The sequence below is a fragment of the Paenibacillus xylanexedens genome, assembly GCF_007676705.1.
Lineage (GTDB): Bacteria > Bacillota > Bacilli > Paenibacillales > Paenibacillaceae > Paenibacillus > Paenibacillus xylanexedens_C.
This window is the reverse complement of sequence record NZ_VEBF01000452.1, coordinates 1-255: the sequence shown is the minus strand read 5'-3', so window position 1 is coordinate 255 and position 255 is coordinate 1. Positions and strand designations below refer to the sequence as shown.

Here is a 255-nt window from a genome sequence, read left to right as displayed (position 1 = left end):
GAATTGGGGGAATTTGAATGAGAGGGGTTATGGGATGAGTATGGGGGAGAGGTGGAGATATGAGGGGGAAGATGGGGAGTATGTGGTGAGATTGAAGAAGAATGGGAGAGTGGTGAGAAGACGGTGGAATTTAGGACAGGATAATGGAAATGGTGTGGTTTGGGATTGGAATATGAGTGGGGGGGATGAATATGGGTTGAGAACAAAAATGTATGGGAGAAGACTGCGGAGGACAACGGGTTGGAAAGGGGTATG

Annotated in this window: 1 protein-coding gene; it reads left to right on the top strand. The window is 47.8% G+C overall.

Annotated elements, in window-relative coordinates; genetic code table 11:
- On the top strand, positions 1-255 hold a 255-nt coding region (locus FS628_RS32280), incomplete at both ends, for a hypothetical protein (RefSeq protein WP_222125339.1).